The 5695-nt window shown below is 53.8% G+C and carries 6 protein-coding genes; all 6 read left to right on the top strand.

Annotation, left to right across the window (positions count from 1 at the left end):
• The coding region (locus ACR0P9_RS06790; protein ID WP_432618560.1) for a peptidylprolyl isomerase at positions 1-245 on the top strand (245 nt) is incomplete at its 5' end.
• Between the two features lie 94 nt (positions 246-339).
• A complete protein-coding gene (locus ACR0P9_RS06785) occupies positions 340-2223 on the top strand; it encodes an ABC-F family ATP-binding cassette domain-containing protein (RefSeq protein WP_432618558.1) in 1884 nt (627 codons plus the stop codon).
• Complete coding sequence (locus ACR0P9_RS06780) at positions 2220-2993, top strand: YdcF family protein (protein ID WP_432618556.1); 774 nt, start codon at positions 2220-2222, stop codon at positions 2991-2993. Before ACR0P9_RS06785 ends, ACR0P9_RS06780 begins: the two co-directional genes overlap by 4 nt.
• Positions 2994-3024: 31 nt before the next feature.
• On the top strand, positions 3025-3399 hold the full coding sequence (locus ACR0P9_RS06775; protein WP_432618554.1) for a hypothetical protein: 375 nt from the start codon (positions 3025-3027) through the stop codon (positions 3397-3399).
• A 49-nt stretch (positions 3400-3448) separates the two neighbouring features.
• The gene (gene prfA, locus ACR0P9_RS06770) at positions 3449-4522 is read left to right on the top strand and encodes a peptide chain release factor 1 (protein ID WP_432618552.1); all 1074 of its coding nucleotides are present in this window, start codon (positions 3449-3451) and stop codon (positions 4520-4522) included.
• A 57-nt stretch (positions 4523-4579) separates the two neighbouring features.
• A complete protein-coding gene (locus ACR0P9_RS06765; RefSeq protein WP_432618550.1) occupies positions 4580-5623 on the top strand; it encodes an L-threonylcarbamoyladenylate synthase in 1044 nt (347 codons plus the stop codon).
• The last annotated feature ends 72 nt before the right edge of the window (positions 5624-5695 follow it).

Here is a 5695-nt window from a genome sequence, read left to right as displayed (position 1 = left end):
TGTCTATGGCTCGTGCTATGGATCCGAATTCCGCTGGTTCGCAGTTCTTTATTATGGTAGAAGATGCTCCGCATCTGGACAACCAGTATGCAGCCTTCGGCCGTGTTATCACCGGCATGGACGTTTGCGACCGCATTGTGGCAACGCGCACCAACTTCCGTGATATGCCGCTCAAGCCGCAGGTTATGAAGAGCGTGACCGTAGAGACCTTTGGCGAAAGCTTTGATGAGCCGGAGAAGGTTTGATCGGACTGTTTCTGACAAGCTGAAGACCGCGCTCTGTGCGCGGTCTTTTTCAGTGGGATAACAAGGAAAATTATAATAATGGAGGTCAAACCTGTTGGCAGACATCAGTATCAAAGGACTGAATCAGTTTTTTGGAGAAAATCAAATTCTGCATGACATCACATTTGATATTTTTCCAGGAGAAAAAGTAGCAATCGTTGGCCCGAACGGCGCGGGAAAGACCACGCTGTTTCGTGTCATTACCGGCGAATTGCCGTATGAGACTGGCACCATTTCGATTGCCAAAAACCGCACCGTCGGCGTCATTGACCAGATTCCGGTCTATGAGCCGGGCGACACGGTAGAGCAGATTCTGCGCTCTGCCTTTCACCGCATTGCAGAGGTGCGCCAGCGCATGACTGAGCTGGAAATGCAGATGGAGAAGAACGATGATTCGCAGATTCTCAAGCAGTACGGTGCGCTGCAGGCGGAATTTGAAGCCATGGGCGGCTATGCGCTGGATTATGAAGTAGATAAAGTATGTAATGGTCTGGAAATTCCAAAAGAAATGCGGGCACAGCCGTTTGATGTGTTGTCCGGCGGCGAGAAGACCCGCGTCAATCTGGCGCGTATCATCTTGGAAGACACGGATATTTTGCTGCTCGATGAGCCGACCAACCATCTGGATCTGGACGCTGTCGAGTGGCTGGGCAATTTCCTGTCGGAATATAAGGGAACCGTGGTTACGATTTCTCATGACCGCTATTTCCTCGACCAGTGCTGTGATCGAATTATCGAGCTGTTTGAAGGTCATGCAGATTTCTATGCCGGCTCGTACAGCTATTATGCGGAGGAGCGCAAGCTGCGCTTTGCTCAGCGCATGGCAGAGCACGAAAACCAGATGGAAGAACTCAAGCGATTGCAGGATCAGTCGCGCAAGATGCATCAGTGGGGCACAGAGAAAATGCATAAGCGCGCGTTCTCGATTGATAAGCGCATTGCCCGCATGACGGTGGCAGACCGCCCGAAGCAGCAGAAAAAGATGTCCATGCAGTTCGGAGATCCGAACTATGAGACAGAAAATGTGCTCAAAGTACGCGGCATCTGCAAGAGCTTTGACGGACGCCAAGTGCTGCACGATGTCACGTTCAGCGTGAAAAACGGCGAGCGCGTGGCGATTCTGGGCGATAACGGCACCGGAAAAACGACACTGCTCAACATTATCTTGGGCTATGAGGCAGCGGACAGCGGCACGATCAAAAAGGGCGAGGGACTCAAACCCGCGTATTTGCCGCAGGTCGTTCATTTTGAAGATGAAAACCGCACGCTCGTAGACACGCTGATTTATGAAAAGAACGTCACACCGCAGACCGCGCGCAATCGTCTGGGACGCTTCCAGTTCTCCGGCGAGGATGCCCTCAAGCCGGTAGCCAAGCTATCCGGCGGTGAAAAGAGCCGTCTGCGCCTGTGTGAACTCATGTATGACCCGCTCAATATGCTCGTGCTGGACGAGCCGACCAACCATCTGGATATTTTATCCCGCGAGTGGATCGAAGAAGCCATTGAGGGCTTTACCGGTACCCTGCTGTTTGTTTCGCATGACCGCTATTTTGTCTCGCGTTTTGCGAATCGCATCATCGTGCTGATGGACGGCGAAATGATTGATTTTACCGGCAATTATGAGCAGTATCTTGCGTTCCGTGAGCGAAAAGCCGCAGAAAAAGCGGCAGCTGTGACGCCGAAGCCGAAAAAGGAAAAGCCTAAGCCGAAGGGCGGCACCAAGCAGCTGGAAAAGAAGATTGCCAAGCTGGAGCGTGAGATTTCTCAGTGTGAGGAACAAAGTGCCGCGCTGGATGAACAGATGGCTGCCGCGGCGAGCGATCCGGGCAAGCTGATGGAGCTTGCCAATCAGAAGGACGAAGTGGAAAATCAGCTGATGGAACTGATGGAACAGTGGGAAGAGCTGTCCGCTCAGTTGGAGGAGATGCAGGACGCATGAGACGATGCTATCGTACCTTATGCGTGATTTGCCTGATTGCCACGGTGATTTGTATTCCGTGCTCGCTGTTTATGGCGACATGGCGGTTTGGCTTGTATTTCTTTGCCGCGCTGTGTGCGTGTACGGCACTCATGTGCAAACTGATTGCCGTGCGGGACACAGAGACCGGCACCAAGCAGCGCATCAGCAAGTGGCTCGTGCGTCTGGGGCATGTGCTGTTTGTGGTTTGGCTGTGTTCATTTGTCGCGATAGAAGGCATGATTGTGTCCGGCACACGGTCCGAGGTGCAGGAGCCGGTACAGGTAATTTATGTGCTGGGCGGCGGCCTGCGCGGCGATCAGCCGTCGCAGAATCTGAAAAATCGGCTGGCTGTAGCGATGGATGTCATGGAGCGAAATCCAGACGCACCAGTGATTGTGTGCGGCGGACAAGGCTCGGATGAAGCGGAGCCGGAAGCCGTGGTCATGCGCCGCTGGATGGTGCAGCATGGCGCGGATTCCAGCCGCATTATTATGGAAAAGCAGTCGCACAACACCGTGCAGAACATACAAAACGCGGGAGAGATTTGTCGGCAGCGCGGCTGGAGCACGGAGCATGTTACCATCGTGTCCAGCAGCTTTCATCTGTTTCGCGTGCGGCACATCATGCAGCATATCGGTCTGACGCCGTCTGTGGTGTCTGCTCCGGCGGGAGATCCGGCATCCAGCGTGCTGATGTACATTCGAGAGTATTTTTCCGTTGTCAAGCTGATTGTCAGCGGATACTGGTAAAAAAAGAAAGACAGACGGGAGGGGAGCGTCGATGATACGATATACCATACCCTGTGGATTGTATGCCACGGATAACGACCATTTTCAGCTCGCAGAAATCCGCGTGTCGACGGCATTTGCGCCGCAGTTGATTACGGGATTGCGCGCTTTGCTGTGTGGAAAGCTTGATGCGCTGGAATTGCGGGATGTCAAGCAGAGCGCAGTGATTTTTGGCGAGGGAAAGGTTACCTATCCCCTTCAGATTGGAGAGCGCATGGCGTATTTCTGCGAAGAGAATTTGTTCGAGATGGAGAATTTTGTGCTCGACCGTCTGTTTGGAGACAAAAAAGCCAGTCAGTGCTTGTCCACCACCATTGATGGCGAAGAAGATTTGCAGATGAGTGTTGGTCTGTGGGTGACAGAATAAAAATACAAATATTATAATTTAGTAAAGATAATACAAGGAGTTGAAATTCATGCTGGAAAAGCTGGAAGGGCTTGCCGATCGGTATGATGAGCTGGAAAACCAGCTTGCCAGCCCGAATTTATATGATGATCCGGAGCGAGCGGCGGCACTGACCAAGGAACATCGAAATTTACAGCCGATTTTGCAGGCGTACCGTGCGTATCAGACCGCGTGTCAGGACGAGCAGGACGCCAAGGAGCTGTTGTCTGAGGCTGGCGGAGATGCCGAGATGCACGCGCTGGCGCAGGAAACACTGACCTCCAGCCGCGAGCAAAAAGAACAGCTGGAGCAGGAACTCAAGCTGCTGCTTCTGCCGAAAGATGAGCGCGATGAGCGCAGTGTCATTATGGAAATCCGCGCTGGCGCAGGCGGCGAGGAAGCCGCGCTGTTTGCCGCTTCGCTGTATCGCATGTATACGATGTATGCGGACACAAAGGGCTGGAAAACCGAACGAATCAGCGATTCTGAGACCGAATTGGGCGGTTTTCGAGAGATTACCTTCAGCATTGACGGCGAAGGTGCCTTTTCACGGCTCAAATATGAGAGCGGCGTGCACCGTGTTCAGCGTGTGCCGGAGACCGAATCGCAGGGTCGCGTGCATACCTCAACGGTGACTGTTGCTGTATTGCCGGAAGTAGACGATGTAGAGCTGACGATTGACCCGAAAGATCTGAAGATTGATACCTATCGTTCGTCCGGCGCGGGCGGTCAGCACATCAATAAAACCTCGTCCGCCATTCGTATCACGCATTTGCCGACCGGTATGGTTGTCGAGTGTCAGGACGAGCGAAGCCAGTTCAAGAATCGAGACAAGGCAATGAAGGTTTTGCGTTCGCGGTTGTTTGAAATCAAGCAGCGCGAGCAGGATGACGCCATTGCGGCAGAACGCCGCAGTCAGGTCGGCTCTGGTGACCGCTCGGAACGCATCCGCACGTATAATTTCCCGGAAAACCGCGTGTCGGAGCACCGCATCAAGCTGACAATCTATAAGCTGGATCAGTTCTTGGATGGCAATTTGGATGAGGTGCTCGATGCTCTGATTACTACCGATCAGGCAGAGAAGCTGGCAAAGATGGAAAATTAAACAATTTGATAAATAATCAGTAAATAATACGATTAGAAATAAAAAGAAGGTCAAATCATGCAAACCAAACTGCTGCGTCCGTCGGAGGATCCGGCGGCAATTGAAGAAGCCGGTGCGCTGCTCCGCGCCGGAGAGGTCGTGGGCATCCCCACGGAAACGGTATATGGACTCGCAGCGGATGCACTGAATCCGCAGGCAGTCAAGCGTATTTTTGAGGCGAAAGGACGTCCGCAGGACAACCCGCTTATCGTGCACATCGCAGATCTCTCGATGGTATCCGACATTGCGACGGAGTTTCCGCCGGAAGCGCAAATGCTGGCGGATGCCTTTTGGCCGGGACCGCTGACGATTATTTTGCCGAAGCAAGAAAGAATACCAATGGTAACTTCTGGCGGATTAAATACAGTGGGTATTCGTTTTCCGGTGCATCCAATCGCACAGGCGATTATCCGCGCGGCAGGCGTTCCGCTGGCGGCACCGTCTGCCAATACTTCCGGCAGACCGTCTACCACGACGGCACAGCATGTCATGGAGGACTTGCACGGTAAGATTGCCGCGGTTGTCGATGGCGGCCCGTGTTCTGTCGGTGTGGAATCGACGGTTGTATCGCTGTGCGGCGAACGGCCGCGCCTGCTGCGTCCGGGCGGCATCTCGCTGGAGCAGCTGCAATCGGTACTCGGTGAAGTGGATGTAGACCGCGCGCTGAAAGAAAAGATTGATGACAGCGAAAAGGTTTCAGCACCGGGCATGAAGTACCGTCATTATGCGCCGAAAGCACCGGTGACTGTCGTATTTGGCACACCGGAAGCCAGCGCGCAGTATATCGCAGACAAGCTGGGCGCGCACACCGGCGTGCTGTGCTTTGATGACTGTGCCCAGCTGTTCCACGGGAAGGCTGTCGTAGAGACCTTCGGCCCGTCCGGAGATGAAGCCCAGCAGGCGCGGGAAGTATTCGATGCCCTGCGCCGCTTTGACGACACGGATTGCACAGAAATCTTTGCCCAGTGCCCGCCGTCCCGCGGCATTGGGCTCGCTGTGGCAAACCGCATCAAAAAGGCTGCCGGTTTCCATGTCATTGATTTGACGGAGGCAGACGCATGAGAATTCTCGGTTTGACTGGCGGCTCCGGCACAGGAAAAAGCGCAGCCTGTACGGCGTTTGAGCAGCTGGGCT

Source organism: Butyricicoccus sp. (assembly GCF_050872565.1).
In the GTDB taxonomy this organism is placed as follows: Bacteria; Bacillota; Clostridia; order Oscillospirales; family Butyricicoccaceae; genus Butyricicoccus_A.
The sequence above is the reverse complement of the archived record's forward strand: the minus strand, read 5'-3'. Positions and strand labels throughout refer to the sequence as shown.

Bases quoted from the DNA above. Each gene is read 5' to 3' on its own strand.
- ACR0P9_RS06775 (WP_432618554.1), top strand. From the start codon at position 3,025: ATGATACGATATACCATACCCTGTGGATTGTATGCCACGGATAACGAC.
- ACR0P9_RS06780 (WP_432618556.1), top strand. From the start codon at position 2,220: ATGAGACGATGCTATCGTACCTTATGCGTGATTTGCCTGATTGCCACG.
- prfA (WP_432618552.1), top strand. From the start codon at position 3,449: ATGCTGGAAAAGCTGGAAGGGCTTGCCGATCGGTATGATGAGCTGGAA.
- ACR0P9_RS06765 (WP_432618550.1), top strand. From the start codon at position 4,580: ATGCAAACCAAACTGCTGCGTCCGTCGGAGGATCCGGCGGCAATTGAA.